Origin of the sequence: Kitasatospora purpeofusca (assembly GCF_000718025.1) — a bacterium.
GTDB lineage: Bacteria > Actinomycetota > Actinomycetes > Streptomycetales > Streptomycetaceae > Kitasatospora > Kitasatospora purpeofusca.
This window is the reverse complement of sequence record NZ_JODS01000047.1, coordinates 55,150-81,074: the sequence shown is the minus strand read 5'-3', so window position 1 is coordinate 81,074 and position 25,925 is coordinate 55,150. Positions and strand designations below refer to the sequence as shown.

Annotated in this window: 19 protein-coding genes and 1 riboswitch; of the genes, 9 read left to right on the top strand and 10 right to left on the bottom strand. The window is 73.7% G+C overall.

Annotated features, from left to right (window positions below):
• Nucleotides 1-61: 61 nt before the first annotated feature.
• Nucleotides 62-260, bottom strand: a riboswitch (cobalamin riboswitch).
• 216 nt (nucleotides 261-476) lie between these two features.
• From IF01_RS0138540 to IF01_RS0138530, 3 genes are all read left to right on the top strand, one after another.
• Nucleotides 477-1,223 carry a helix-turn-helix domain-containing protein gene (locus IF01_RS0138540; protein WP_051757053.1) on the top strand — a complete coding sequence of 249 codons (747 nt, stop codon included), beginning with the start codon at nucleotides 477-479 and terminating at the stop codon, nucleotides 1,221-1,223.
• Nucleotides 1,224-1,392: 169 nt separating this feature from the next.
• Entirely contained in the window at nucleotides 1,393-2,508 is a 1,116-nt protein-coding gene (locus IF01_RS0138535; protein ID WP_030398306.1) for an alpha/beta hydrolase family protein, read from the top strand.
• Nucleotides 2,509-2,879: 371 nt separating this feature from the next.
• Nucleotides 2,880-4,316, top strand: coding sequence for an amino acid adenylation domain-containing protein (locus tag IF01_RS0138530; protein ID WP_233290555.1), 1,437 nt, complete (start codon nucleotides 2,880-2,882; stop codon nucleotides 4,314-4,316).
• Between the two features lie 105 nt (nucleotides 4,317-4,421).
• Here the strand turns inward: IF01_RS0138530 and IF01_RS0138525 are convergent, their stop codons facing one another.
• The 9 genes from IF01_RS0138525 to IF01_RS0138485 form a co-directional block, all read right to left on the bottom strand.
• Entirely contained in the window at nucleotides 4,422-5,300 is an 879-nt protein-coding gene (locus IF01_RS0138525; RefSeq protein ID WP_030398304.1) for a CDP-alcohol phosphatidyltransferase family protein, read from the bottom strand.
• Nucleotides 5,287-5,979, bottom strand: a complete 693-nt coding sequence (locus IF01_RS0138520) for a phosphatidylserine decarboxylase (protein ID WP_030398303.1) — start codon at nucleotides 5,977-5,979, stop codon at nucleotides 5,287-5,289. Before IF01_RS0138520 ends, IF01_RS0138525 begins: the two co-directional genes overlap by 14 nt.
• Nucleotides 5,980-6,446: 467 nt before the next feature.
• Nucleotides 6,447-7,649 (bottom strand): acyl-CoA dehydrogenase family protein, encoded by a 1,203-nt coding sequence (locus IF01_RS0138515; RefSeq protein WP_030398302.1) that lies wholly within the window; start codon nucleotides 7,647-7,649, stop codon nucleotides 6,447-6,449.
• 162 nt (nucleotides 7,650-7,811) lie between these two features.
• A complete protein-coding gene (locus IF01_RS0138510) occupies nucleotides 7,812-8,315 on the bottom strand; it encodes a MaoC family dehydratase (protein ID WP_030398301.1) in 504 nt (167 codons plus the stop codon).
• Nucleotides 8,316-8,337: 22 nt separating this feature from the next.
• A complete protein-coding gene (locus IF01_RS0138505; protein WP_030398300.1) occupies nucleotides 8,338-9,297 on the bottom strand; it encodes an HpcH/HpaI aldolase/citrate lyase family protein in 960 nt (319 codons plus the stop codon).
• 18 nt (nucleotides 9,298-9,315) lie between these two features.
• A complete protein-coding gene (locus IF01_RS0138500; RefSeq protein ID WP_030398299.1) occupies nucleotides 9,316-11,343 on the bottom strand; it encodes an ethylmalonyl-CoA mutase in 2,028 nt (675 codons plus the stop codon).
• Nucleotides 11,344-11,352: 9 nt separating this feature from the next.
• On the bottom strand, nucleotides 11,353-12,690 hold the full coding sequence (ccrA, locus tag IF01_RS0138495; protein WP_030398298.1) for a crotonyl-CoA carboxylase/reductase: 1,338 nt from the start codon (nucleotides 12,688-12,690) through the stop codon (nucleotides 11,353-11,355).
• Between the two features lie 428 nt (nucleotides 12,691-13,118).
• On the bottom strand, nucleotides 13,119-14,039 hold the full coding sequence (locus IF01_RS0138490; RefSeq protein WP_030398297.1) for a TetR family transcriptional regulator: 921 nt from the start codon (nucleotides 14,037-14,039) through the stop codon (nucleotides 13,119-13,121).
• A 179-nt stretch (nucleotides 14,040-14,218) separates the two neighbouring features.
• Entirely contained in the window at nucleotides 14,219-15,994 is a 1,776-nt protein-coding gene (locus IF01_RS0138485) for a 3-hydroxyacyl-CoA dehydrogenase family protein (RefSeq protein ID WP_030398296.1), read from the bottom strand.
• A 499-nt stretch (nucleotides 15,995-16,493) separates the two neighbouring features.
• Here IF01_RS0138485 and IF01_RS0138480 point away from each other — a divergent pair, with 499 nt between their 5' ends.
• The 3 genes from IF01_RS0138480 to IF01_RS0138470 all read left to right on the top strand — a co-directional run bounded on the left by IF01_RS0138480 (nucleotide 16,494) and on the right by IF01_RS0138470 (nucleotide 21,134).
• A complete protein-coding gene (locus tag IF01_RS0138480; RefSeq protein WP_078880699.1) occupies nucleotides 16,494-17,972 on the top strand; it encodes a type I glutamate--ammonia ligase in 1,479 nt (492 codons plus the stop codon).
• A gap of 253 nt (nucleotides 17,973-18,225) precedes the next feature.
• Nucleotides 18,226-19,344, top strand: a complete 1,119-nt coding sequence (locus tag IF01_RS0138475; protein WP_341845526.1) for an amidohydrolase family protein — start codon at nucleotides 18,226-18,228, stop codon at nucleotides 19,342-19,344.
• A 302-nt stretch (nucleotides 19,345-19,646) separates the two neighbouring features.
• A complete protein-coding gene (locus IF01_RS0138470) occupies nucleotides 19,647-21,134 on the top strand; it encodes a S8 family peptidase (RefSeq protein WP_030398293.1) in 1,488 nt (495 codons plus the stop codon).
• A 111-nt stretch (nucleotides 21,135-21,245) separates the two neighbouring features.
• On the opposite strand, the gene IF01_RS0138465 is transcribed toward IF01_RS0138470, so the two are convergent.
• Entirely contained in the window at nucleotides 21,246-22,139 is an 894-nt protein-coding gene (locus IF01_RS0138465; RefSeq protein ID WP_030398292.1) for a HipA family kinase, read from the bottom strand.
• Between the two features lie 139 nt (nucleotides 22,140-22,278).
• On the opposite strand from IF01_RS0138465, the gene IF01_RS0138460 reads away from it, so the two are divergent.
• The 3 genes from IF01_RS0138460 (at nucleotide 22,279) to IF01_RS0138450 (ending at nucleotide 25,918) form a co-directional block, all read left to right on the top strand.
• The gene (locus IF01_RS0138460) at nucleotides 22,279-22,719 is read left to right on the top strand and encodes an SRPBCC family protein (protein WP_030398291.1); all 441 of its coding nucleotides are present in this window, start codon (nucleotides 22,279-22,281) and stop codon (nucleotides 22,717-22,719) included.
• Nucleotides 22,720-22,905: 186 nt separating this feature from the next.
• Entirely contained in the window at nucleotides 22,906-24,060 is a 1,155-nt protein-coding gene (locus tag IF01_RS0138455) for a glycosyltransferase (protein WP_030398290.1), read from the top strand.
• Nucleotides 24,061-24,394: 334 nt separating this feature from the next.
• Nucleotides 24,395-25,918: an exopolysaccharide biosynthesis polyprenyl glycosylphosphotransferase gene (locus IF01_RS0138450; RefSeq protein ID WP_030398289.1), complete on the top strand. Its 1,524-nt coding sequence runs from the start codon at nucleotides 24,395-24,397 to the stop codon at nucleotides 25,916-25,918.
• The last annotated feature ends 7 nt before the right edge of the window (nucleotides 25,919-25,925 follow it).

The following is a 25,925-nucleotide window of genomic DNA, read 5'->3' as shown; positions in this document are numbered from 1 at the left end:
TCCCGGCCCGGCGGGGCAGCCTGCATCGCGTGCGTGTCCTCACTCAGGGTCCGCGCCCTGGATCGACGTACCGGGGGTGAGAGTCTCCTGGCTCCCGGGTCGAACGCGCTCCCGGGCCTTCCGGCGGCCGCGAACGGCCCTCCGTGGCTGAACTCCGGTCGTGCTCCCCGGTGACAGTGGCGGGACCGCGCCGGACTCGCACCGGCTTCCTCTGCTTGCCTCCGTAATGGCTGAAGGATCCCATCACGGGCCCGAAGGGGGAGTCAACCGAGGTCGCGGAGGGGTTGGTCACACGCCGACGCCCTGATGACAGCTGTCCCGGCGCCCCCCGTTCCCCGTCGCTACCTCCGAGGACGCCCGCCGCCGGACCGCGCCCCGCTGTGCGATCCTCCACTCCCGCCGGGCGGCGCGCCCGCCCCGCTTCGTGCGTTCGTCGGCTGGGGCAGCACCCGGCGCCACGCCTACCGTCGGGACCCATGCGACCCCAGCGCCCCCACCTCTTCGCACGTCCGGCCCGGTCCGTCCCGCCCGCCCCGCCGCCCCCGGTGCCGTTCTCGCCCGCCGCCGTCCGCGCCCACCGCGCCGCCCTCGGCCTGACCCCCGAGCAGGTCGCCGAGGGCATGGCCGCGCACGGCGTCCGGCTGCTCCCCGCCCACGTCCTCGGCTGGGAGAACGGCGGGCCGCCCCCCGGCGAGGAGGAGTTCCTCGCCCTGGCCCGGGCGCTGTGGTGCCCGCCCGAGCAGCTGATGGGCGTGCGCCCGGCGAGCCTGCGGGACTTCCGGCTCGCCCGCGAGCTGAGCCCGGACGGCGCGGCCCGCCGGATCGGCGTCCCGACGGATGACTACCGGCGCGCCGAGGCCACCGGCCAGTGGGACGGCGACGCCGAGCCGACGGCCGCGCTCGCGCACGTGCTGGGCCTGACCCTGCGGGAGCTGGTCGCGGCCACCGGCCGCCGGGAGGAGCTGGACCGGCGGCTGCGGCGCTGCGTCGACGGCCGCTGGCAGGCGCAGGTCGGCGCGATCGTCCGGATCGTGCCGGTGGACCGGGCGGACCTCGACGCCGTGCTGCCCGTGCTCCAGGACGAGCGGCAGGTGCCCGCCCACTGGGGGTCCGGCGGCTGGGGGCCCGCCGATGGGGCGGCCGCGCCGTCCGCGGCGGTGGTCCCGCCGGCCGAGCGCTTCTGGGAGCTGCTCGCCCGACGGGAGCCCGCGATACCCGTGTGATCCCCCGTTCGTTCTGGCACTCTCGTTCTGACGATCCCGGTGTGACCTTGCTCGCGTGGCAACCCGTACGGCCGTGTCCTGCTGGCCCGGCCGGGTCCCGGCCAGTGGACTGGGCTGTGACGTGGGTCCGGACACCGGTCGGCCCAGAACCGAGCAGCGGGGAGCGAGTATGCGTTGGGGAATCGCGGCCACCGTGGCGGCCGCCGCGGTCGGCACCGGGGCGGCCGTCCTGGTGATCGGCCGCCGGGCCTCGGAGCGGATGGTCCGCCCGGCCGGGGCCGCCCGGGAGCGGACCGGCCCGGTCGTGGTGCAGAGCCTGGGCGCCGGGCGGATCACCTTCACCCGGAGCGCGGCGAGCGAGCGCCCCGGGCGCTGGGCCGTCGAGTGGGGCCAGGACGGGCACGCCGTCGTCGAGGAGGTGCTGCACCGCGACGAACGGGGCGTCACCCGCCGCCTGGTCCGGGCCGACCGGGGCACCCTCGCCCCCGGTACCGAGGTCCGCTTCACCCCCCGGGTGTACCTCGGCGACCCGGCCTCGGCGCTCGGTCTGACCTTCGGCGAGACCGCCGTCGAGGGCGAGCTGGGCGCGCTGCCCGCCTGGTGGCTCGACGGCAAGCGCGGCACCTGGGTGATCCTGGTGCACGGCCCGGACGCCGACCGCAGCCAGGTCCTGCCCGTCCTCCCCGTCCTGGGCCGGCTCGGCCTGCCCGCGCTGGCGGTCACCTACCGCGGCGACGCGGGCGCGCCGGCCTCCCCGGACGGCCTGGGCCACTTCGGCGAGACGGAGTGGCGGGACGTCGAGGCGGCGATCCGGCTGGCCCTGGACGGCGGCGCGGGCCGGGTCGTCCTCTACGGCTGGTCGCTGGGCGCCACGATCGCCCTGCAGGCCGCCGCCCGCTCCGACTTCGCCTCCTCGGTCAGCAGCCTGGTCCTGGACTCCCCGGTGCTGGACTGGCCGGCCACCGCCCGCCGGGACGCGGTCAGGGCCGGGTACCGGGGCGCGGCCGCCGAACTCGGCGCGCTGGCCGCCCAGGGCCGCACCGGCGTGGATCTGGCCGACTTCGCCCGCCTCGCCGAGGGCACCGACCTCCGGGTGCCCACCCTGGTGCTGCACGGCCCCGACGATCCGGTGGCGCCGTTCCGGGCCGCCGAGCGGCTGGCCGCGAGCCGTCCGTCGCTGGTGAACCTCCAGGCCTTCCCCGGCGGCGACCACGCCGCGCTGTGGAACACCGACCCGGACCGCTACTCCGAGACCCTGCGCCGCTGGCTCACCCCCTTCTGCTGAGCCGCCGCTCCCCGACCCCGGCTCCGGCCCCGCCGCGTGCTCCCCGCCGCGCCACGCGGGGCCGGGGAGCCGGGAGGACCGGGTGAGCGGCCGACGGACGGCGGTCGGCGCGCGGGCCGCCCGGGGTCCCGCCCGGACCACCGGCCCCTTCCACCCGTCCGACCTGGCATGCACCCGCCACAAAGATCAAGCCAGTCGGTTTGGCCTCTGTTGCCCGATCTTGTCGATCCCCCCGGACCCCCGCCCCGCCCCGCGCGGACAACCGGATGTGACAGAAGGCCGGTACAAGGGGAAGACTGCTCGACGTGACGTCTCGGAATCCGCGCGACCGTGATGCCCCGCTCCCGCCGACCAACGGTTCCGGTGCGACGGTGACCCGTCTCCCCGGAACGGCCCACCGCCCCGCCGGCGCGAGGCCGGGGAGCCAGGGCGTACCCCGCCGACGAGGCCCCGCCCCCGCCCCCGGCCGAGGCCGGGTCCCCGTACCGGAGGGCTTCCCCGCACCCGCCGAGCTGGCCCCGCTGGCCCGCCGGATGCTGGTCGACGCCGTCCGGATCGCCCGCTGGGCCGGCGACCTCGACGAGGTCGACAAGCGCGGCGAACTGCTCCCGGACGACGCCCGCGCGGCCGGCCGCGCCCTCGCCATGACGGTGGGCGCCGCCGCCAAGGCCTGGGGCCAGGCCCTGCTGGTCGGCCTGGTCGAGCCCCGCGACGGCGGCGCCGTCCCCGGCTGGCGCCTGCACGCCTGGGAGCACGACGACGAGGCGGTGATCCGCGGCTGGTCGACCCTGTTCGACGCCTGGACCCTGCTCGCCCCGGTGCCGCCCGCCGCCCTGCGCGGCGTGTTCGCCGTCCTCGCCGGACAGGCCGTCGACCAGGCACCCCAACTGCTCTCCTTCCTGCACCTGGTGGACGGCCCGGTCGCCGACATCGAGCTGCTGGAACTGCTCCGGCGCGGACTGGACGAGCGCCGGGTCGGCGGCGGCGAGGGCGCCTTCGGCCTCTCGCCCGTCCCGCACGCGGCTTCCGCCGTCTCCGCCGTCCGCGGCACCTGCCGCGAGCCGCAGATCGACACCCCGGCCTCGCCCGCCGACGTCGCCGCCGTCCTGGACTGGATGCTGGACGGCCTCGCCGCCGTCGGCGCGCTGGTCCGCGAGGACAACGCGGCCGAGCTCTCCCCGCTCGGGCACTGGGCGGTGCGGGCCAAGCTGGAGGAGATCTGCACCGTCGCGCAGACCGCCGCCGGCCACATCGAGCAGAGCGCGATGGAACTGCTGAGCGCCTGCGCCGACTACTCGCCCGGCCCGGCCCGCGCCGAGTACCGGGCCTGGCTGGCCGCCCGCCCCGCCGACCGGGCGGTGGCCGAGCTGCTGGAGGCCGCGCAGGGCGAGGACGCCCTGGTGCGCGGCCTGGCCTTCGAGGCGCTGCGGGTGGCCGGATCCACCGCCGAGCAGGCCGTGCGGGCCGCCGTCGACGAGGCGGTGCTGCGCCCGTACGCGCTGCTGTGGCTGGCCGAGCGCTCGGACGAGGGGGTCTCCCCGGCCGATGTGCTGGGCGCGGAGGACGCCGCCTGGCTCTGGGTGGACACCGCCGCGGCCGTGCTGGACCACGGGGAAACGGAACTTCTGGTGGGCCACGTCGAGGGCGCCTCGGCCGGCGACCCGGTGCGGCTGTTCGCCCGGGCCCGGCAGTCCGGGCACCCCCGGGCGGCCTCGGTGCTGACGGCCGTCTCCGGCGTCCACCCGGACCCGGCGGTGGCCCGGGCGGCCCGCCGCTCGGCGTTCAGCGTCCACCGCGGCGGCGCCTGAGCCTCACCCGGCACCCGGACACGAGCCCGGACACGCACCCGGACATGCGGAAGGGCCCGGCTCCCCTCGGGGAGCCGGGCCCTTCCGTTCGTCCTGCGGCGGTCGTCAGCCGATCCGCGACTCCGCGCGGCGGGCCCGCACGTCGCCGACCTTCTGGCCGACCTTGCGGCGGATCACCAGCAGCGGCGCCATCGCGGCGAGCGCGATCTGCGCGAACGCGCCGATGTGCAGCAGGTTGTCGCCTCCCGGCAGACCGGTCGCCCAGGCCGCCAGGCAGCCGATCGAGACCACGATCCAGCACAGCGTGGCGGTGGCCAGCAGCCCCTGCGGCTTCGGGTACTCGATCCGGCTGACCATGAGGTACGCGACGGCGAAGATCGCCAGCAGACCGGGCAGGAACGGCGGGTCGAGCAGCACGATGGCGATCACCGTCATCGCGCCCATCGGGCAGGGCATGCCCTGGAACACCCCCGGCCGCATCTTCACGGTGGAGAAGCGGGCGAGCCGCAGTACCACCGCGAGCAGCACGGTCAGCGCGATCAGCGCCGACAGCCGACTGTTGGAGCCGGGCGAGACCATGCCCCAGACCGCGACGAAGTAGGCCGGCGCGATGCCGAAGCTGATCAGGTCGGCCAGGTTGTCGAGTTCTGCGCCGAGCGCCGAGGAGCGCAGCTTGCGCGCCACCAGGCCGTCGAACAGGTCGCACATCGAGCCGATCAGCAGCAGCGTCACCGCGGTGGCGGCGCTGTGCTTGTCCGGCGCGGCGTCCGGGTTGGTGATGTGCGGGACGAGCACCCCGGTGGTGATCGAGTAGATCGCCAGGAAGCCGCAGACGGCGTTCCCCAGGGTGAGGAAGTCGGCGGTGGACAGGTGCTGCGGCGAGCGCGGCGCCCGCAGTTCGCGGTCGCGGGCCCAGCGACGACGGCGCAGGGCCGTCTCCTCGTCGTCCAGGCCGACGATCGTCTCAGGATCAGTCACGGTCAAGGCGCGTCACCCCGGCGGTGGTCTTCTGGCCGACCTCGACGCCGACCTCGACGCCGGCCGGCAGGTAGGTGTCGACCCGGGACCCGAACCGGATCAGACCGATCCGCTCGCCCTGCTCGACCTTGGTACCGGCGTCGACGTACGGCACGATGCGGCGCGCCACGGCGCCCGCGATCTGGACCATCTCGATGTCGCCGAGCTCGGTGTCGAAGTGCCAGACGACCCGCTCGTTCTGGTCGCTGTCCTTGTTGAACGCGGGCACGAAGCCACCGGGCACGTGCTCGACGGAGGTCACCGTGCCGGGCAGGGGCGCCCGGTTGACGTGGACGTTGAGCGGGCTCATGAAGATCGCCACGCGGGTCCGGCCGTCCGGCCACGCGTCGATGCTCTGGACCACGCCGTCGGCGGGGGAGATCACTCTGCCCGTGCCGATCTCACGCTCGGGGTCGCGGAAGAACCACAGCATGCCGGCGCCGAGCGCACAGGCGGGTACCGCCGCGAGGGCCCACTTGCCACTGCGCCGGGTGAGCGCGGTGGTCACGGCGGCCGTGGCGAGGGTGGGGACGAACCAGGGGGTGGCTCCGCGCGCGATGGTCACGCGGGGTCGCCGACCGGCCGTCGTGGCGGCGAGGGCATCGCGGTCCGTGACGGAGGTGTGAGGGGACGGGCTGATGGGCATCGAAGACCTTTGTCGCGGGGGATCATGGCCGCTGGACGGGGGCCACCGCGGGATCGGGTAATAGAGGGACGTCTGCTGTCCCGGTGGATGCTATCGGGAGCACACGGTGGGTGGGCAACCCGCCTGCTCGTTCATGTGACCTGCGGGAGGCGCCGGTGCGCCCCCTTGTATACGACCGTAGCTCGCCCCGGTCCGGTTCCCAAGGGACCCGGCGAAGCTGGTGACTCTTGTCTCAACCCTGCCCGGTCGGCCCTGCGGAGCTGCCCGTCGAGGGCGCGGAACGGTATGCCGGAGCGGCCGCGGGGCGCGTGACAGCAGCTGTACGCCCTGCGGCCGCTCCGGAACGGCCGTGTCGTCCCGGGGCGGACCAGGCCTCCGGGGCGGGACACGGCGCGGTGCCGGGACGGGCCCGCACGCCCGTCGTCCGGCGGTCTCGCGGGCCGGCCGCGAGCCCCGCAGCGGGCCGGTCAGCCCGCGATGCGGTACTCCTCGAGCAGCCGGCGCCCGATGATCATCTTCTGGATCTCCGCAGTACCTTCACCGATCAGCAGCATCGGGGCCTCCCGGTAGAGCCGCTCGATCTCGTACTCCTTGGAGAAGCCGTAGCCGCCGTGGATGCGGAAGGCGTCCTCGACGACCTCCTTGCAGTACTCGGAGGCGAGGTACTTCGCCATGCCCGCCTCGAGGTCGTTGCGCTCGCCGCTGTCCTTCTTGCGGGCGGCCATGACCATCATCTGGTGCGCGGCCTCGACCTTGGTGGCCATCTCCGCGAGCTTGAACTGGATCGCCTGGTGCTCGGCGATCTTCTTGCCGAAGGTGGAGCGCTGCTGGGCGTAGGAGATGCCCAGCTCGAAGGCGCGGCGGGCGACGCCGCAGCCGCGCGCGGCCACGTTGACGCGGCCGACCTCGACGCCGTCCATCATCTGGTAGAAGCCGCGGCCGGGGACGCCGCCGAGGATCCGGTCGGCCGGGATCCGGACGTCCTGGAGTACCAGCTCGGTGGTGTCGACGCCCTTGTAGCCCATCTTCTCGATCTTCCCGGGCACGGTGAGGCCGGGGACGGTCGGGTTGGCGCCGAAGCCCGGCGTCTTCTCGATCAGGAAGGTGGTCATGTTCTTGTACGGCGTGGAGCCGCCCTCGTCGGTCCTGCACAGGACCGCGACCAGGCTGGAGGTGCCGCCGTTGGTCAGCCACATCTTCTGGCCGTTGAGGACGTAGAACTCCCCGTCCTTGACGCCCTTGGTGCTGATCGCGGCGACGTCGGAGCCGAGCCCGGGCTCGGACATCGAGAAGGCGCCGCGGATCTCGCCGGCCGCCATCCGGGGCAGGAAGTGGTCCTTCTGCTCCTGGGTGCCGTGCGCGTTGATCATGTGGGCGACGATGAAGTGGGTGTTGACGATGCCGGAGACGGACATCCAGCCGCGGGCGATCTCCTCGACCACCAGGGCGTAGGTCAGCAGCGACTCGCCGAGGCCGCCGTACTCCTCGGGGATGGTCAGGCCGAAGAGGCCGAGCTGCTTCATGCCCTCGACGATCTCCGTCGGGTACTCGTCCTTGTGCTCCAGCTCGGTCGCGACCGGGATGATCTCCTTGTCGACGAACTCGCGCACGGTGGCGAGGATGTCCCGCTGGATCTCGGTGAGGCCGTCGGTCTGTGCGAGGCGTCCCATCGTGCGGCTCCTGTCATGCCTGGAAAAACGAGGGTGGGGGGAGTGGACGGGGGCTCCGCGGGCGTGGCTCCGCGGAGCCCCCGTGAACCGGTGCGGGGCACGGCCGATGACGGCGGCCGGCCCGTCCGGGGTCCTGGGGGGTGGGACTGCGGGAACGGGTCCTCAGGCGAGCGGCGTCGGCCGGGCGGGCTGCTCGCCGCCGCGCGCCTCGATGTACGTCGCGGTCGGCACCATCACCTTGCGGCGGAAGATGCAGACGACCGTGCCGTCCTGCTTGTAGCCCTTGGTCTCGACGTACACGATGCCGCGGTCGTCCTTGGACTTGGACGGCCACTTGTCGAGCACGGTGGTCTCGCCGTAGATCGTGTCGCCGTGGAAGGTCGGCGCGATGTGCCGCAGCGACTCGATCTCCAGGTTGGCGATCGCCTTGCCGGAGACGTCCGGGACGGACATGCCGAGCAGCAGCGAGTAGATGTAGTTGCCCACCACCACGTTCTTGCCGAAGTCGGTGGTCCGCTCCGCGTAGTTGGTGTCCATGTGGAGCGGGTGGTGGTTCATGGTGAGCAGGCAGAAGAGGTGGTCGTCGTACTCGGTGACCGTCTTGCCGGGCCAGTGCCGGTAGACGGCGCCGACCTCGAACTCCTCGTAGGTGCGTCCGAACTGCATGGTCGATGACTCCTGACCGGTCTCAGGCCTGCGGGGGCTCGAACGAGGAAGTGCGCTTCATGCCGGCCGCGCGGCCCTTGCCGGAGACGACCAGCGCCATCTTGCGGCTGGCCTCGTCGATCATCTCGTCGCCGAGCATCGCCGAGCCCTTGAAGCCGCCGGCCTCGGAGGTGCACCAGTCGTAGGCGTCGAGGATCAGCTCGGCGTGGTCGTAGTCCTCCTGGGAGGGCGAGAAGATCTCGTTGGCGGCGCCGATCTGGTCCGGGTGCAGCACCCACTTGCCGTCGAAGCCCAGCGCGGCGGCGCGGCCGGCCACCTCGCGGTAGCCCTCCTGGTTGCGGATCTGGAGGTAGGGGCCGTCGATCGCCTGGAGGTCGTTGGCGCGGGCGGCCATCAGGATGCGCATCAGGATGTAGTGGTAGGCGTCGGCCGAGTAGCCGGGCGGCTGCTCGCCGACCACCAGGGACTTCATGTTGATCGAGGCCATGAAGTCGGCCGGGCCGAAGATGATGGTCTCCAGCCGGGGCGAGGCCTGGGCGATGGTGTCGACGTTGATGAGGCCCTTGGCGTTCTCGATCTGCGCCTCGATGCCGATCCGGCCGACCTCGAAGCCCATGGTCTTCTCGATCTGGGTGAGCAGCAGGTCGAGCGCCTTCACCTGCTCGGCGTCCTGGACCTTCGGCAGCATGATGCAGTCGAGGTTCGGGCCGGCGCCCTCGACCACGGTGATCACGTCGCGGTAGGTCCAGTGGGTGGTCCAGTCGTTGACCCGCACGACCCGGGTCTTGCCGGTCCAGTCGCCGTTGTTCAGGGCGTCGACGACGGTGTGGCGGGCGCTCTCCTTGACCAGGGGGGCGCAGGCGTCCTCCAGGTCGAGGAAGACCTGGTCGGCCTGGAGGCCCTGGGCCTTCTCCAGGAAGCGCGGGTTGGAGCCCGGCACGGCGAGGCAGGAGCGGCGCGGGCGGAGGCGGTTCTGGGACAAGAGGGTGTTCCTTCCGGGTCAGCCGGTGGTCGTGGCGGGGGCGGGCGTCCAGGGCTGGAGCCTGTTGGCCAGCCGGATCTCGTCCACGATCCGGCCGATGATGGTCGTGATGCCGAAGTCCTTCGGGGTGAACACGGCGGCGACGCCGGCGGCCTTGAGGGCCTCGCCGTCCGCTGCCGGGATGATGCCACCCACGATCACCGGGACATCCTCCACCCCGGCCCGGCGCAGTCGGTGCAGCACGTCCGGCACCAGCTCGGAGTGGGCGCCGGAGAGGATCGACAGGCCCACGCAGTGGACGTCCTCGGCGACGGCGGCCGAGACGATCTGCTCGGGGGTGAGCCGGATGCCCTGGTAGACCACCTCGAACCCGGCGTCGCGGGCCCGGACGGCGATCTGCTCGGCCCCGTTGGAGTGCCCGTCCAGGCCGGGCTTGCCGACCAGCAGCCGCAGCTTGCCGGCGCCGAGCTCGGCGGCGGTCGCGGCGACGGCCTCGCGGACGGCGGCCAGCTCGCCGCCGGGCTCGGCCGGGACCGCGACCGGGGCGCCGCCGACGCCGGTGGGCGCGCGGTACTCGCCGAACACCTCGCGCAGGGCGAAGGCCCACTCGCCGGTGGTGACGCCGGCCCGGGCGCAGGCCAGGGTGGCCGGCACGAGGTTCGCGGTGGTGCCGGCGACGGTCTTGAGCTCCTCCAGGGCGCGCAGCGCGGCGGCCTCGTCGCGCTGACCGCGCCAGGCCTCCAGCGCGGTCAGCACGGACTGCTCGGAGGCCGGGTCGACGACCATGATCGCGGTGTCGAGGTCGGCCGTGAGCGGGCTCTCCTCGGTGGTGTCGAAGCAGTTGACCCCGATGATCCTGTCCTCGCCGGACTCGATCCGGGCCCGGCGGGCGGCGTGCGAGGCGACCAGGTTGGACTTCAGGTAGCCGGACTCGACGGCCGGGATGACCCCGCCCATCTCCAGCACCTTGGCGATCTCGGCCTCGGCGCCGGCCAGCAGCTCGGCGGTCTTGGCCTCGATCACCTCGGAGCCGTTGAAGATGTCCCCGTACTCCAGCAGGTCGGACTCGAAGGCGAGCACCTGCTGGATCCGCAGCGACCACTGCTGGTCCCACGGCCGGGGCAGGCCGAGCGCCTCGTTCCAGGCGGGCAGCTGGACGGCGCGGGCGCGGGCGTCCTTGGAGAGCGTGACGGCCAGCATCTCCAGCACGATCCGCTGGACGTTGTTCTCCGGCTGGGCCTCGGTCAGGCCGAGCGAGTTGACCTGCACGCCGTAGCGGAACCGGCGCTGCTTGGGGTCCTCGATGCCGTAGCGCTCCCGGGTGACCTTCTCCCAGAGCCGGCCGAAGGCCCGCATCTTGCACATCTCCTCGACGAACCGCACCCCGGCGTTGACGAAGAAGGAGATCCGGGCGACCACCTCGCCCATCCGCTCGGCCGGCACCTGGCCGGACTCGCGGACGGCGTCCAGCACCTCGATCGCGGTGCACATCGCGTAGGCGATCTCCTGGACCGGGGTGGCCCCGGCCTCCTGGAGGTGGTAGCTGCAGATGTTGATCGGGTTCCACTTCGGGATGTTCCCGACCGTGTAGGCGATCATGTCGGTGATCAGGCGCACCGAGGGGCCGGGCGGGAAGACGTGCGTCCCGCGCGACAGGTACTCCTTGACGATGTCGTTCTGGGTGGTGCCGGTGAGCTTGGCGATGTCCGCGCCCTGCTCCTCGGCGACCACCTGGTAGAGCGCCAGCAGCCACATCGCGGTGGCGTTGATCGTCATGGAGGTGTTGGTCTGCTCGAGCGGGATGCCGTCGAACAGGGTGCGCATGTCGCCGACGTGGCCCACCGGCACCCCGACCCGGCCGACCTCGCCGCGGGCGAGGATGTGGTCGGAGTCGTAGCCGGTCTGGGTCGGCAGGTCGAACGCCACCGAGAGGCCGGTCTGCCCCTTGGCGAGGTTCCGCCGGTACAGCGCGTTGGAGTCCTCGGCCGTCGAGTGCCCGGCGTAGGTGCGCATCAGCCAGGGCCGGTCGCGCTTCTGGTCGGTCATCGGGTCGCCTTAGATGTCGCGGAAGCGGTTGATCGCGGGCAGGTGCTTGGCGCGCAGCTCGGCGTCGCGCACGCCCAGGCCCTCCTCGGGGGCGAGGCAGAGCACGCCGACCTTGCCCTGGTGGCGGTTCTGGTGGACGTCGAGCGAGGCCTGCCCGGTCTGCTCCAGCGTGTAGACCTTGGAGACGGTGGGGTGGATCTTGCCCTTGGCCACCAGGCGGTTGGCCTCCCAGGCCTCGCGGTAGTTGGCGAAGTGCGAGCCGACGATCTTCTTGAGCGACATCCACAGGTAGCGGTTGTCGTACTGGTGCATGTAGCCGGAGGTGGAGGCGCAGGTGACGATGGTGCCGCCCTTGCGGGTGACGTAGACGCTGGCGCCGAAGGTCTCCCGGCCGGGGTGCTCGAAGACGATGTCGACGTCCTCGCCGCCGGTCAGCTCACGGATCCGCCCGCCGAAGCGCTTCCACTCGCGCGGGTCCTGGTTCTGCTCGTCCTTCCAGAACCTGTAGCCCTCGGCGGAGCGGTCGATGATCGCCTCGGCGCCCATCGCCCGGCAGATGTCGGCCTTCTCCGGGCTGGAGACCACGCAGATCGGGGTGGCGCCGCCGGCCAGCGCGTACTGGGTGGCGTACGAGCCGAGGCCGCCGCTGGCGCCCCAGATCAGCACGTTGTCGCCCTGCTTCATGCCCGCGCCGTTCTGCGAGACCAGCTGGCGGTAGGCGGTGGAGTTGACCAGGCCCGGGGAGGCGGCCTCCTCCCAGGTCAGGTGGGCGGGCTTGGGCATCAGCTGGTTGGTCTTCACCAGGGCCAGCTGGGCCAGGCCGCCGAAGTTGGTCTCGAAGCCCCAGATCCGCTGCTCCGGGTCCATCATCGTGTCGTTGTGGCCGTCCGAGGACTCCAGCTCGACGGACAGGCAGTGGGCGACCACCTCGTCGCCCGGCTTCCAGGCGTTGACCCCGGCGCCGGTGCGCAGCACCACGCCCGCCAGGTCGGAGCCGAGCACGTGGTACGGCAGGTCGTGGCGCTTGGTGAGCGGGGAGAGCCGGCCGTAGCGCTCCAGGAAGCCGAAGGTGGAGACCGGCTCGAAGATCGAGCTCCACACGGTGTTGTAGTTCACCGCGCTCGCCATCACGGCGACCAGCGCCTCGCCCGGGCCCAGCTCGGGCAGCGGGACGTCGTCGAGGTGGAGGGACTTGCGGGGGTCCTTGTCGCGGCTGGCGAGGCCCGCGAACATCTGCTCCTCGTCCTTGTGGAGCGTCACCGCCCGGTAGGACTCCGGCAGCTTCACATGGGCGAAGTCCGCCGAGGTGCTGTCGGAGCTGAGGATCGCGTCGAGGATTTCCTTCATGGCTGCCTCCGAAGGCGTACCTGTGTGAGGGCACAGGGCGTCTGGGGGAGCCGGGAGCGGACACCGGCTTCGCTGAACGGGGTGGTGGGTGTGGGTGGCTGGTGGGCCGGGGTGGCTGGTGGGCCGAGGTGGCCGTTGGGCCGGGGTGGCTGTCGGGCCGGTGGCTGGTGGGCCGGGGTACTGCGGTGGGTCGCCCCCGGGGTCTGGGGGCGCCGGTTCGACGGCGCGCCGAGGTGGGGAGCCGCGGCGCCGCGACTGGTGGGTAACAAGGTAGTGGCACCCTGTGCCACTCGTAAAGACACGCGGTGCCACCAATTCGAGTGGTCCGGAGGTGCCTTCCGAGGGCCTGCGGAGGGCATGGAAAGGGCCCGTGCCGACACTCCGGCACGGGCCCTCGAACCCTCTATGACCTGCGAAAACGCTTACTGTCAGGCCTGCTTGACGCCCTCCAGGGCGGCCCGCACGGCATCCACCACCAGCTCCAGCGGGGCGTCCGTCCGGGTGACTGTGATGAGCACCTCACCTCCGGAGCTGGCACTCAGTGCGCGCGCGGCCGAGGTCTCCGCCTCCGCCCCACTGGCACCCGGTGCCACCACGGCACCGCGCCGGCGTGCCCCCGGTGCGCTGGAGCCCCAGAAGGTCTGCCGGATCACCTCGAAGGAGTGGTCCAGCTGGGCCTCCACGTCGCCCCGGCCGCCCGCCCGCAGCCAGCGCCGCAGTACGTGGTTGTGGGCCGCGACCACCGCCGCCGCCGACACCTCGGCCAGCATCGAGTCGTCCTCGCCGCCGTGCTGCCAGCCCGCGGGGATCTCCCCGGCGGTGTCGAACCGGCCCAGCAGGTAGCGGGTGAACAGCCGCTCGTAGCGGGCCACCACGGCGATCTCCCGCTCCCGCAGCGTCGGCACCTGGCGGATCAGCTGGTACCGGGCCACCGAGACCCCGGGCGTGGAGGCGTACATCCGCAGCACCTCCTTGATGCCCCGGCAGACCACGTCCAGCGGGTGCTCCTCCGGCTCGGCGCTGGCCAGCAGATCGGCGACCCGCACCAGGGTGTCGTCGTGGTCCGGGAAGATCGCCTCCTCCTTGGACCGGAAGTACCGGAAGAAGGTCCGCCGGGCCACCCCGGCGGCCGCGGCGATCTGGTCGACCGTGGTCTCCTCGTAGCCCTGCGAGGCGAACAGCTCCATCGCGGCGGTGGCCAGGTCCTGGCGCATCTGCTGGCGCTGGGCGGCCGCCCGGCGGCTGCCCTGGCCCCCCTCCGCGCCGGTCCCGGCCGACCGGCCGTCACGCGCCGGCGCGGACTGCTGCGGGGCGGATTGCTGCGGGGAGACTGACTGAACCCGATCCATGCCCGGAACGCTACACGTCCCCGGCGCCGGAGCAGGGGGCCTTGCGCGGCGTACCGGGGCGACCGGCCCGCCGACCGCCGGTCTCGGCCAGTGGGCGGACACCGAGCCCGCCCCCCAGCCGGCCCGCTCCGCCCGGAACGGCGGCCGGTCGGGTGCTCCCCCGTAGGACGGCGGCGTGGTCATCGGCGCGCGTGGTCGCGGAAGCCGCGGCCGGTCTTGCGGCCCAGGCAGCCCGCCGCCACCAGGTGCTCCAGCAGCGGCGCCGCGGCCAGACCCGGCTCGCGGAACTCCTGGTGCAGCACCTGCTCGATGGTCAGCGAGACGTCCAGGCCGACCACGTCCAGCAGCTCGAACGGCCCCATCGGGTAGCCGCAGCCGAGCTTCATCGCGGTGTCGATGTCGTCCACCGTCGCGTAGTGCTCCTGGAGCATCCGCACCGCGTCGTTGAGATAGGGGAAGAGCAGCGCGTTCACGATGAAGCCGGCCCGGTCCCCGCACTCCACCGGGTGCTTGCGGACCTTCGCGCACAGCTCCAGCACGGTCGCGGTGACGTCCGGCGCGGTCAGCACCGTGGAGACCACCTCGACCAGCCGCATCGCCGGCGCCGGGTTGAAGAAGTGCATGCCGACCACGTCCTGCGGCCGCCGGGTGGCCGAGGCGCAGGCGACCACCGGCAGCGAGGAGGTGGTGGTGGCCAGCACCGCGCCCGGCTTCACGATCGCGTCCAGCGCGGTGAACAGCTCGCGCTTCACCCCGAGGTCCTCGGCCACCGCCTCGACCACCAGGTCCACGTCCGCCAGCTCGCCGTACTGCCCGACCGGCGTCACCAGGCCCAGGGCGGCGTCCCGCTGCTCCTCGGTCAGCCGGCCCTTCGCCACCGAGCGCTCCAGCGACTTCGCCAGCTGCGCCTTGGCCCGCTCGGCCTTCTCCAGGCTGCGGGCGGCCAGCAGCACGGGGTACCCGGCCTTGGCGAACACCTCGACGATGCCGGTGGCCATGGTGCCCGAGCCGCAGACGCCGATGCTGCGCACCTCCCGTCCGGGCACGCCCGGACGGGCCGCGCCGGCGGTGGTGTCGACGGCCCTGGACGAGCCGGGCGCCTCGTAGGTGTAGAAGCCCCGGCCGGTCTTGCGGCCCAGCAGCCCGGCCGCGACCAGCTGGCCGAGGATCGGCGCGGGCGCGTGCAGCCGGTCCCTGGACTGCTCGTACATCGCCTCCAGGACGGTCCGCGCGGTGTCCACGCCGATCAGGTCGAGCAGTGCCAGCGGCCCCATCGGCAGGCCGCAGCCGAGCCGCATCGCGGCGTCGATGTCCTCCCGGGTGGCGTACTTGGACTCGTACATCGCGGCGGCCTGGTTGAGGTACGCGAAGAGCAGGCCGTTGACCACGAAGCCGGCCCGGTCGCCGGCCGCCACCGGCTCCTTGCCGAGGTCCCGGGCGAGCGCCGCGGCGTCCTCGGCGACCTGCGGGGCGGTGAGCACGGTGCGCACCACCTCGACCAGCTTCATGGTGTGCACCGGGTTGAAGAAGTGCAGCCCGAGCACCCGGTCCGGGCGGGCGGTGGCGGCGGCGATCCGGGTCACCGAGAGCGCGGTGGTGCCGGTGGCGAACACCGTGCCGGCCGGGCAGATCCGGTCCAGCTCGGCGAAGACCTCCCGCTTCAGCTCCAGTTGCTCGGGGACCTCCTCGATCACCAGGTCCGCCCCGGCGGCCGCGTCCAGCGCGTGGCCGACGGTGAGCCGGGCGAGCAGCCCGGCCCGCTCCTCGGCGGTGAGCCGCTCCCGGGCCACCGCGTGCGCGGTGGACTCCTCGATCCGGGCCAGGGCCCGGGCGGCGGACTTCTCGTCGGCCTCGATGCCGATCACCCGGCGGCCGCTCCTGGCGACCGCGACGGCGACACCGGTGCCCATCGTGCCGAGTCCGACCACGGCGACCGTGGGAAAGGGACGCTCCATCTGTCCTGACTCCTTGTCATGGAAGGCCCGCGCGCGCTCCGGAAGGGCGCGCCCTTCCGGAGGAGGGTCCGCGCGCGGTGCGGGGGGATGACGGTTGCGGCCACCGCGCAGCCGCCGGTCCGCTCCGGCGGTGCTGCGGGTGTGCCGTGGTACTCAGGCGCTCAGGTGAAGGAAGCGGCTCTGAACACAGAGGAGAGAAATCCGGCTCCGGCCGCGATCCGCGGCACCGGCCGGTGAACGAACGCACCGTCGTCCGCCGTCGGCCCCGCGGTTCCCGGCGCGGCGGACGGCGCCCCGCCGGTGCGGCTCCCGAAGCCCGGCAGTGGTGCGTGCGGACACTGTAGCGAAGCTACCGGCGAGTAGGAAGGGGGTGGGGGCCGGGAGTTCCGCTGCTCACGGCCGGGCGATCACCCGTGCGGGTGAGGATGTGGACGGACGTCCGTTCGGACCACCCGATAGGGGAGTTACGCGGCCCGCCGGCGCTGGGGACCATGGGGGCATGACCACTGGAACCGTTGCCACGGACCGACCCGAGCCCGCCGCCGGGTCCGCCGCCCGGCCCGCCCCCGGCCCGGCCGGGCATGTCGAGGCCGGCGCCGGAGCCGTGCTGCCGCCGCGGGCGGACCGGGCCGAGCGCGGCGAGCGCGCGCAGGCCGCCGTCGACCGGCTGCGCGGCTCCGGGGTCGAGGCGGTCGCCGTCACCTGGGTGGACAACGCCGGCATCGCCCGGGTCAAGGCGGTGCCGCTCGGCGGCCTGGTGCACGCGGCCCAGTGGGGCGTCGGCGCCGCCCCCTGCTTCGACGTCTTCCTCGCCGACGACTCGATCGTCACCAGCCGGCTGATCGGCGGCCCCACCGGCGACCTCCGGCTCTACCCCGACGTGGAGCGGATCGTCCCGCTCGCCGCCCAGCCCGGCTGGGCCTGGGCCCCGGGGGACCGCTACACCCAGGGCGGTGCCCCGCACCCCGGGTGCCAGCGGCTCTTCGCCCGCCGGGCGGTGGCCGCCGCGGCCGAGCAGGGCCTGACCCTCAAGGCCGGGATCGAGATCGAGTGGGTGGTCGCGCTGGCCGGCCCGGAGGGGGAGGAGCCCCGCTACCCGACGGCCGGCCCGGCCTACGGCATGCAGCGGCTCACCGACCTCTCGGACTACCTGCGCGACGTCCTGCGTGCCCTCGGCGAGCAGGGCCTGACCGTGCTCCAGATCCACCCCGAGTACGCGCCCGGGCAGTTCGAGGTCTCGGTCGCCCCGGAGGGCCCGGTCGAGGCCGCCGACACCTCGGTGCTGGTCCGGCACACCGTCCGCGCCGTCTCCGCCCGGCACGGCCTGCGGGTCTCCTTCGCCCCGGCGGTCGAGGCCGGCGGGGTCGGAAACGGCGGCCACCTCCACCTCAGCCTCTGGCGCGAGGGGCGCAACCTCGCGCACGGCGGCCCCGGCCCGCACGGGCTGACCGCCGAGGCCGAGGGCTTCCTGGCCGGGGTGCTCGGCGCGCTGCCCGAGCTGCTGGTGCTCGGCTGCTCCAGCCCGGCCGGCTATCTGCGGCTCGTCCCCTCGCACTGGGCCGGGGCCTACCAGTGCTGGGGCCTGGAGAACCGCGAGGCCGCGCTCCGCCTGGTCACCGGCTCCACCGGCGAGCGGTCCTCCGCCGCCAACGCCGAGATCAAGTGCTTCGACGCCACCGCCAACCCCTACCTGGCGGTCGGCGCGGTGATCGCCGCCGGCCTCGCCGGGCGGGAGCAGCGGCTCGCGCTGCCGCCGGAGTCCACCGGGGACCCGTCCCTGGCCGAGCCCGGTACCGTCCCCCGGCTGCCGGCCGACCCGGCCGAGGCGCTCGCCGCCTACCGGGGCTCCGCCGTGCTCCGGGAGGCGCTCGGCGAGCCGCTGTTCGAAGCGGTGCTGGCCGTCCGCCAGGCCGAGGCCGAGCAGTACGCCGGCGCCTCTCCCGAGCGGCTGGCCGCCGTCACCCGCTGGCGGTATTAGGGCCTCTCTTTCGGATCACGCCGGGCGGTCGCCGCCGGAGCACGCACGCCCCCAGCCTCCGGCCGGGAGGTGCCCCCACGCCGGCTTGTCGTCTGTCGCCGATGGCCCCCAGCCTCCGGCCGGGAGGTACCCCCACCGCATGGACTCCCTCCTCCGTACCGCCGATGCACGCACGCATGGGGGTACCTCCCGGCCGAAGGCTGGGGGAGACGCCCGCTCGTCCGACGTGATCCGAAAGAGAGGCCCTAGGGGCGTGTCTCACCTGGACGTCCCCGCGCTGGTCGACCACCACTGCCACAGCGTGGTGACGGCCGAGCTCGACGACGAGGCCCTGGCGGGGCTGCTCACCGAGTCCGACCGCCCGCCCGCGCCCGGTACCTCGCCCTTCGACAGCGCGCTCGGCCTCGCCGTGCGCCGCTGGTGCCCGCCCGCGCTCGGGCTGCCCGCGCACGCGCCCGCCGAGGAGTACCTCGCCCGGCGGCGCGAGCTGGGCGCCCCGGAGGCCACCCGCCGACTGCTGGCCGCCGCCGGCCTGGACACCTGCCTGGTGGACACCGGGCTGACCGGCGCCGCCGGCTTCCCGCTGCTGCCGCTCGACGGGTTCGCCGGGGCGTCCGGCGCCCGGGTGCGCGAGGTGGTCCGGCTGGAGCCGGTCGCCGAGGCCGTCGACGCACCGCCCGGCGACTGGGCGCGGGCGGTGCGCGAGGCGCTGGCCGCCGCGGCCGCCGGCGCCGTCGCGCTCAAGTCGGTGGTGGCCTACCGGGCCGGCCTCGCGGTGCCCGCGCGGCGGCCCTCCCCGGCCGAGGTGACGGCGGCCGCCGCCGCCCGGCAGCGCGCCGGGGGCGGCCGGCTGACCGACCCGGTCCTGCTGCACGAGCTGCTGCACACCGCCCTGGAGGTCTGCGCCGGGCTGCGGCTGCCGCTCCAGCTGCACACCGGCTTCGGCGATCCCGACGTCACCCTGCACCGGGCCGACCCGTCGCTGCTCGCCGACTTCGTCCGGGCCGCCGAGCCGTCCGGCGTCCCGCTGGTGCTGCTGCACGGCTACCCCTACCACCGGCAGGCCGCCTGGCTGGCCCAGGCCTTCCCGCTGGTGTACACCGACCTCGGACTGACGACCTCCTACGTCGGCCCGCGGGCGGCGGCGGTGCTCGGCGAGATGCTGGAGCTGGCGCCGTTCGGCAAGCTGCTGTTCTCCACCGACGGCTACGGCCTGCCGGAGCTCCACCTGGTCGGCGCGGCGCAGTTCCGCCACGGCCTGGGCACCCTGCTCGGCGGCTGGCGGGCCGACGGCGCCTGCACCGCGGCCGACGCCGAGCGGCTGGCCCGGCTGGTGGCGGCCGACAACGCCCGCCGACTGTACGCGATCTGAGCGTCGGCCCGCCGCCACTGGCGAGCACTCGCCACTGGCCGCTTTCGGCCGTTCCGAATGCCTGTCGCCCCCCAGGTCCGGGTTACTAGGATCACCCGCCAGTGAGCTCTGTGCTCGTCCGATCGTCAGATCGCCACCCTTGCCCAGCAGGAGCGGAGTCATACCTTCCGTCGGTGGATGACTTGTGACGATTAGATGACTACCTCTTGCGGATTGCAACACTTGTTCACTAGCGTCCCGATCATTCCAAGCGCATCTGCCAACCGCAGCTGCAGCATGACGACTCGGGAGGGCCAACCCCTATGAGTGTTCCTCGGATCAGCCGGACCCGGATCGCGGCGGTCGGCGTTGTGCTCGCCACCGCCGGAGCCCTCGCGCTCCCGGCCGGCAGCGCCTTCGCCGCCGGGGCGGAGACGACCACCGGTCCGCTGCTCAGCTACGTCGTCAACACCAAGGCCAACCACGGCCAGGTGCAGAAGGTCGAGACCGCGGTCAAGGCCCTCGGCGGCACCGTGGTCTACTCCTACGAGCAGATCGGCGTGGTGATCGCCCGCTCGACCGACACCCAGTTCGCCGCCAAGCTGCGCAAGGCGAAGGCTGTCGAGTCGGTCGGCGCCAGCCGCACCAAGGGCATCACCGCCTCCGAGGACAAGGTCGCCGAGGTCGCCGCCGCCCCGACCGCCGCCCCCGCCGCCGGCGAGGAGCCCTACTGGGCCAACCAGTGGGACATGCGCCAGATCGGCGTCGACAAGGCCCACAAGCTGTCCCTCGGCAGCAACAAGGTCACCGTCGGCGTGCTGGACTCCGGCATCGACGGCAAGCACGAGGACCTCGCCGCCAACATCGACGCCTCGCAGTCGGTCTCCTGCATCGACGGCGGCAAGCCGAACACCGCCTGGGACGCGTGGCAGCCGGGCGTCGACGGCGCCCACGGCACCCACGTGGCCGGCACCATCGCCGCCGCCAAGAACGGCAAGGGCATCGAGGGCATCGCCCCGAACGTCAAGCTCGCCGCGGTGAAGGTCGTCGACGACGGCGGCTTCATCTACCCCGAGTACGCCATCTGCGGCTTCGTCTGGGCCGGCGAGCACAAGTTCAAGGTCACGAACAACAGCTACTTCGTCGACCCGTGGATGTTCAACTGCCAGAACGACGCGGACCAGGAGGCGATCACCACCGCCGTCCGCCGCGCCGTCGAGTTCTCGCAGCGCAAGGGCGTCCTCAACGTCGCCGCCGCGGGCAACGAGAACATCGACCTGGCCCACAAGACCAAGGACGTCGCCAGCCCGGACGACACCACCCCGGTCGAGCGCCCGATCACCCAGGACTGCCTGAACCTGCCGACCGAGCTGGACGGCGTCGTCGCGGTCTCCTCCGTGGGTGTCAACGGCGACAAGTCGTACTACTCCAGCTACGGCAAGAACAAGGTCACCGTGGCCGCCCCCGGCGGCGACCGCCGCTACCAGATCCCGGACACCCCGGACAAGAACGGCCGCACGCTGTCCACCATCCCCGGTGGCGGCTACGGCTACATGCAGGGCACCTCGATGGCCTCCCCGCACGCCGCCGGTGTGCTCGCCCTGCTGGCCAGCACCTTCCCGTGGGCCAGCCCGGAGGAGCTGACCGAGCTGCTCACCAACCAGGCCGAGTCGCACGCCTGCCCGTCGGCCCCGTACAACCCGGGCGGCGCCGGTGAGTGGACCGCCACCTGCGAGGGCGGCGCGGACGACAACGGCTTCTACGGCGCGGGCATCATCAACGCCGAGAAGGCGGTCCAGTGGTGGCGCTGAGCCACGGCTGACCGGCTGCTGAACCCCTGAGTCGCCGAACGGGGGCGGGACACCAGTCCCGCCCCCGTTCGCGTGCCCTTCTCCGTACCCCGGCCGCGTCCGGCCGGCGGGTCACTCGACGTGCTGCTCCCACACCGTCTCCACCGACGGCTTGCCGTGCAGGTCCGGCACCTCCCGCAGCCAGGCCGGCCGCCCGGCCCTGGTCCGCGCGGCCCGCCGCCGCTCCGCGTCGAGCAGCTGCTCGGGGGTCGAGAACCCCTCCGGCAGCCACTCCGCCGAACGGGCCGCCCGCTCCGCCAGGTGCTCCACATAGGCCCGGCGCAGCGCCCCGACCGAGTCGAACCCCGGCTCGTCGGCCAGCCAGGCGTCCGGCACCAGTGCCACCACCTGCTCCAGCAGCCCGGCGGTGACCAGCGGCCCGAGCTCCTCGTCCGCCAGCCGCACGTCCGGGCGGTACCCGCCGAGGGCGTGGGCGCTCAGGTCGTACCGCTTGCCGACCGAGGCCCCGGCCGCGGACCAGCGGTGGTGGAAGATCAGCGCGGCGCCGTTGTCGATCAGCCAGAGCCGGCCGTGCCAGACCATGAGGTTGGGGTTGTGCACCGTCCGGTCGACATTGCCGGTGAGCGCGTCCAGCCACACCACCCGGCCGGCCTCGGCCGGTCCGACGTCGATCATGCCGGGCCGGAAGTCGCGGGCGCCGGGCAGCAGGTCCATCCCGAGGTTGACGCCGCGGCTGGCCCGCAGGATGTCCTGGATCTCGCTGTCCGGCTCGTCCTCGGCCACCGCCGGGTCGAAGTCCACCAGCCGCAGCTCCGGCACCCGCAGACCGAGCCGCCGGGCCAGCTCGCCGACGATCACCTCCGCCACCAGCGCCTTCCGGCCCTGGGCGGCCCCGGTGAACTTCACCACATAGGTGCCCAGGTCGTCGGTCTCCACCACGCCGGGCACGGAACCGCCGGCCCGCAGCGGGTCGACGTAGCGCACTGCTGTCACCTGTTCGAGCACACCCGCCACTCTAGGGGGTTGTCCGCCCGGACCGGAGGGCGCCGCCCGGCGCACCCCGTTCGCTGTGATTTGCTGGCCGGTGAGCGACACCGGCCGGACGGAACCCGGCGCCGGACGACCGACGAAGGAGAGCAGGACCATGGGACAGGTGCAGGCCACCACCGAGCGGGTCTACGACGCGGCCCCCGAGCGGGTGTACGAGGCCCTGGCCGACTACCAGGTGATCCGCCCCAAGCTGCTGCCCGCGCAGTACAGCGAGTACGAGGTCCGGGTCGGCGGCACCGGCGCGGGCACCCAGGTGCACTGGAAGCTCCAGGCCACCGAGAAGCGGGTCCGCGACTGCCTGCTCACCGTCTCGGCGCCGCGGCCGGACCAGCTGGTGGAGAAGGACGCCAACTCCAGCATGGTGGTCACCTGGACCGTCGCGGCGGCGGGCGAGGGCCGGACCAGGGTCACCGTCACGGCCACCTGGCAGGGCGCGACCGGTATCGGCGGCTTCTTCGAGCGGACCTTCGCGCCCAAGGGCCTGAACCGGATCCACGACGAGGTGCTCGCCAACCTGGCCGCCGAGGTGCGCTGAGCCGGAGCGTCCGGGGCGCGGCCGGGCCCGGGCCGACCGGCTCGCCCGCCCCGCCAACTCGTTCAGGGATTCGAGGAGTTCGTCCACCCGTGCGAGCGGCACGCCGTACGGGTGGACGCCCCGCCACCTCCGGGTGACGGGGCCCCCGCGGCACGGTGCGGCCACCCTAGGCTCGCCGCCGTGCATATGACGATCCTTCACATTTCCCAACCCGTCGACGGTGGAGTGGCCCGCGTCGTGGTCGACCTGGTCCGGGGCCAGCGCGAGGCCGGGCACCGGGTGCTGGTCGCCTGTCCGCGCGGCGGCCGGCTGGCCGAGGAGGCCGCCGCCGTCGGCGCGCTGGTCCAGGACTGGCCGGCCGACCGCTCGCCCGGCCCGGCCACCGCGGCCGAGGCCTGGCGGCTGCGCCGGATCGTCCGGGCCGCCGCGCCCGACATGCTCCATCTGCACAGCGCCAAGGCCGGGCTGGCCGGCCGGCTGGCCGTGCGCGGCGCGGTGCCCACGGTCTTCCAGCCGCACGCCTGGTCCTTCGCCGCCGTGGACGGCGCGCTGGCCGCCGCCACCCTGCGCTGGGAGCGGTACGCGACCCGCTGGGCGCACCGGCTGCTCTGCGTCTCGGTCCAGGAGCGGACCGACGGCATCGCGGCCGGACTGCACGCCGACTGGGCGGTGGTGCCCAACGGCGTGGACGTGCGCCACTACGCGCCCGCCGACCGCCGGGCCGCCCGGATCGCGCTCGGCCTGGAGCTCGACGCCCCGCTCGCGGTCTGCGTGGGCCGGCTCTGCCGCCAGAAGGGCCAGGACGTGCTGCTCGCCGCCTGGCCGGAGGTGCGGCGCCTGGTGCCGGCCGCCCGGCTGGCGCTGGTCGGCGGCGGACCGGAGGAGGCCCGGCTGGCCGCGACGGTCCGGGAGGGCGCCGAGCCGTCCCGGGTCAAGCTGGTGGGGGACGTCGCGGACCCCCGGCCGTGGCTGGCGGCGGCCGATCTGGTGGTGCTGCCCTCGCGCTGGGAGGGCATGGCGCTGGCCCCGCTGGAGGCGATGGCCTCCGGGCGTCCGGTGCTGCTGACCGATGTGCCGGGCGCGCGCGAGTGCCTGCCGCCGGTCGAACGCGTGTCCGCCGTGGTGCCGCCCGGTGATGTGGACGCGCTCGTCACCCGGATGGCCGAGGCGCTGTCCGATCCGATCGAGTGCGAGCGGCGCGGTCTGCGGCTGCGCGAGCACGCCGCGGCTCGCCATGATGTTCGCTCGGTGGTCGAACAGGTGGACGCGCTCTACCGCGACCTGCTGGGGGCCGGTCCGGCGGCCGGGCGACGCCGCGCCCGTGTCCCGCAGCGGATCTGATCGTTTCACATGCCGTGAATGACCCGCCGATACGGCGCCGTCGTATTCGCACCCTCAACCGGTTGTGGATGAGGGGTGAAATCAGAAATACCTATTAATGGGCGGCTGGAATGAAACGGCAAGTCAACTTCCAGCATTCAAGCCAGCGTTCGGTAACGTCTGATTTTGCCTGCTTCGTTTCGATTTCACGCCGGAAATTTGCGAGGAAATCGAAAGCCGCCAGCGGCAGCAGGTGCTGTCAGGACCGCGCCCACCGGGCCGGGACGGCCGCTCCGGGCCAACCGGTGCCGGGCCGCCGTCACCCCGGGCACACAGCAGGGGAGTTCGTGCGCTGATGACCATTGACCACGACAGCGTGCCAAGGCCCGGGCGGTCCCTGTCAGGCCCGCCCCGGCCCGCCACCGGGCTGCTCGACCGCCCGGAGCGCGCCGCCCAGACCCGCAGCGCCGCCCCGTCCCGCCGGCACCGCCGCCCGGTCCGCGCCCGGCTCGCCCTGCCCGTCACCCTGGTCGCCGTCGACGCCCTCGCCCTCTGCACCGCCACCGGGGTCGCCAACCGCGCCCTCGACCCCGCCGTCCGGGTGGCACCCCTGCTCGGCGTCGCCGCCCTGCTGCCCCTGCTCCTCCTGCTCAACCTGGCCGGCGGCCTCTACCGCACCCGCCTCACCCTCTCCGTCCTCGACGAGCTGCCCGCCCTCACCGCGCGGGCGCTCGTCGCCTCCGCCTTCGCCATCAGCCTGGCCGGCTGCCTCGAAGGCCACTGGCCCGACACCGGCCCCGCCACCCCCGCCCGGCTGATCGTCCTCCTCGGCACCCAACTGCTGCTCGCCGTCTGCGGCCGCGCCCTGCTCTACCACCTGGTGCGCCGCATCCGCCGCAGCCGGCCCAGCCCCGTCCTGGTGCTCGGCGCCGGCCGGCTCGGCCGCCGCGTCGCCGCCGCCCTCAACGAGCGCGGCGAGTACGGGATGCGACCGATCGGCTTCCTCGACCCCGACCCGCCGCTGCTCGCCGGCGACACCGACCTGCCCGTGCTCGGCGGCCGCGAGGTCCTCGAACGCGAAGTCCGCCGCCACCGCGTCCACCACGTGGTCGCCACCGCCGGCGCCGCCGACGAGGCCGAGACCGCCGCCGCCCTGCGCGACGCCGCCCGCCTCGGCTGCCAGGTCTGGCTGGTCCCCGCACTGCGCGAGTACGGCTCCCTCGCCGCCGGACGCCTCACCGGCGCCGACCACCTCTGGGGCTACCCCTGCGTCCGGGTCGGCCGCGCCGCCACCCGTCGCCCCGGCTGGGCCGTCAAGCGGACCCTGGACGTCACCGCCGCCGCGACCGGACTGCTGCTGCTCGCCCCCGTGCTCGCCCTCTGCGCGCTCGCCGTCCGCTTCGACACCGGCCCCGGCGTCCTCTTCCGCCAGCAGCGCACCGGCCTCGACGGCCGGGTCTTCACCGTCCTCAAGTTCCGCACCCTGCGGCCCAGCAACGAGCACGAGTCCGCGACCCGCTGGAACATCTCCCAGGACCACCGGATGGGCGCCGTCGGCCGGCTGATGCGCCGCAGCTCCCTCGACGAACTCCCGCAGCTGTGGAACGTGCTCCGCGGCGACATGAGCCTCGTCGGTCCCCGCCCCGAACGCCCCTACTTCGTCATGCGGTTCAGCCAGGCCTACCCCGAGTACGCGGACCGCCACCGCGTCCCCGTCGGCCTCACCGGCCTCGCCCAGGTCAACGGCCTGCGCGGGGACACCTCGATCGAGGACCGGGCCCGCTTCGACAACCGCTACATCGAGAGCTGGAGCCTCTGGCAGGACGTCAAGATCCTGTGCCGCACCGCGGCCCTCATGCTCCACCCGGACGGGAGCTGAAAAACGC

What these genes read in the sequence shown, in the direction of transcription:
- IF01_RS0138485 (WP_030398296.1), bottom strand. Translation starts at nt 15,994, where the DNA reads ATGGAGCGTCCCTTTCCCACGGTCGCCGTGGTCGGACTCGGCACGATG.
- IF01_RS0138540 (WP_051757053.1), top strand. Translation starts at nt 477, where the DNA reads ATGCGACCCCAGCGCCCCCACCTCTTCGCACGTCCGGCCCGGTCCGTC.
- IF01_RS0138470 (WP_030398293.1), top strand. Translation starts at nt 19,647, where the DNA reads ATGAGTGTTCCTCGGATCAGCCGGACCCGGATCGCGGCGGTCGGCGTT.
- IF01_RS0138510 (WP_030398301.1), bottom strand. Translation starts at nt 8,315, where the DNA reads ATGCAGTTCGGACGCACCTACGAGGAGTTCGAGGTCGGCGCCGTCTAC.
- IF01_RS0138520 (WP_030398303.1), bottom strand. Translation starts at nt 5,979, where the DNA reads ATGCCCATCAGCCCGTCCCCTCACACCTCCGTCACGGACCGCGATGCC.
- IF01_RS0138500 (WP_030398299.1), bottom strand. Translation starts at nt 11,343, where the DNA reads ATGACCGACCAGAAGCGCGACCGGCCCTGGCTGATGCGCACCTACGCC.
- IF01_RS0138490 (WP_030398297.1), bottom strand. Translation starts at nt 14,039, where the DNA reads ATGGATCGGGTTCAGTCAGTCTCCCCGCAGCAATCCGCCCCGCAGCAG.
- IF01_RS0138480 (WP_078880699.1), top strand. Translation starts at nt 16,494, where the DNA reads ATGACCACTGGAACCGTTGCCACGGACCGACCCGAGCCCGCCGCCGGG.
- IF01_RS0138515 (WP_030398302.1), bottom strand. Translation starts at nt 7,649, where the DNA reads ATGGGACGCCTCGCACAGACCGACGGCCTCACCGAGATCCAGCGGGAC.
- ccrA (WP_030398298.1), bottom strand. Translation starts at nt 12,690, where the DNA reads ATGAAGGAAATCCTCGACGCGATCCTCAGCTCCGACAGCACCTCGGCG.
- IF01_RS0138460 (WP_030398291.1), top strand. Translation starts at nt 22,279, where the DNA reads ATGGGACAGGTGCAGGCCACCACCGAGCGGGTCTACGACGCGGCCCCC.
- IF01_RS0138450 (WP_030398289.1), top strand. Translation starts at nt 24,395, where the DNA reads ATGACCATTGACCACGACAGCGTGCCAAGGCCCGGGCGGTCCCTGTCA.
- IF01_RS0138455 (WP_030398290.1), top strand. Translation starts at nt 22,906, where the DNA reads ATGACGATCCTTCACATTTCCCAACCCGTCGACGGTGGAGTGGCCCGC.
- IF01_RS0138535 (WP_030398306.1), top strand. Translation starts at nt 1,393, where the DNA reads ATGCGTTGGGGAATCGCGGCCACCGTGGCGGCCGCCGCGGTCGGCACC.